The 1280-nt window shown below is 60.7% G+C and carries 1 protein-coding gene; it reads left to right on the top strand.

Going from position 1 to position 1280, the window contains the following annotated elements:
• On the top strand, window positions 1-1280 hold a 1280-nt coding region (gene tnpC / locus FYJ24_RS12450; RefSeq protein ID WP_206192728.1), incomplete at both ends, for an IS66 family transposase.

Raw genomic sequence — 1280 nt, forward strand, 5'->3', positions numbered from 1 at the left:
ATGCATTGCTGCGTGAACAACTTCAGGTCATGCAGCGGCAGTTGGACTGGTTCAAGAAGCAGCTGTTCGGTCCCAAGTCCGAGAAGCAGGTGTTTGACCTGCCTGGGCAGGATAGCCTGTTCGCGTCGGATGACGCCCCGGTTCCGGTGCAGCCGCCGAAAAATGAGAAGCGCACGGTTAAAGCCTATCAGCGTGGCACTGGCAAGAAACAGCGGGACGACGACTGCCTGAACGACACCGGCCTGCGCTTTACTGCCGATGTGCCGGTAGAAGTGGTTGAGCACCTGCCGCCAGAGCTGACCGGCCCGGAGGCCGATCAGTACGAAGTGATTGGCAGCAAGACTACCTTCCGGCTGGCCCAGCGGGCCTCCAGTTATGTGGTGCTCAAGTGCGAACGCCCGGTGTTCCGGCGTAAGGGCAGCGACAAGCCCATTACCACGCCAGCCCCGTTCAACGTACTGGATAACAGCCTGGCCGATGTCAGCCTGCTGGCCGGGCTGCTGGTCGACAAGTTCCAGTTCCACTTGCCGCTGTATCGTCAGCACCAACGCATCCGGCAAGCCGGCGTCACCGTCAGTCGCAGCACCCTGACCAACCTGGTCAAGCGGGCCATCGACCTGCTGCGACCCATCGTGGATGCCCAGACCGACAACGTGTTGCGCAGCCGGGTGCTGGCGATGGATGAAACGCCCATCAAAGCCGGCCACCAGGGGCGCGCAGGCCCGCAAAAAGGCAAGATGAAAACCGGCTGGTTCTGGCCGTTATACGGCGATGCCGACGAGGTGGTGTTCACCTACTCGAACAGCCGTGGTCGCGCCCACATTGAACAGGTACTCAGCGAATCGTTCAGCGGTACCCTGATCAGTGACGGCTATGCGGCCTATGCCCGTTATGCTGCAGCCCAGGAGAACGTCGCCCATGCCCAATGTTGGGTGCATGGTCGCCGCTATTTTATCGAAGCACAGAAAGATCATCCTGAGACCGTCACCGAGGCCCTGCAACGGATCGCGATGCTGTATCGGAATGAAGAGGCCATCAAAGCTCAGGGGCTAACTGGCGAGAAGAAACGCCAGTACCGGTTGGATCACTCGAAGCCGGTGGTCAGCGACTTCTTCCAGTGGTGCCGGGATCAGTTGGCACAAGGCGGCCTCGTGCCCAGCGACCCACTGACCAAGGCCCTGAACTACGTTCTCAGCCGGGAAGCCAGCCTGACCGTGTTCCTGGAAAACCCGGACGTGCAGCCAGACACCAACCACCTGGAACGGGCTTTGCGGCCCATT

The organism is Scrofimicrobium canadense, assembly GCF_009696615.1.
Classification (GTDB): Bacteria; Actinomycetota; Actinomycetes; order Actinomycetales; family Actinomycetaceae; genus Scrofimicrobium; species Scrofimicrobium canadense.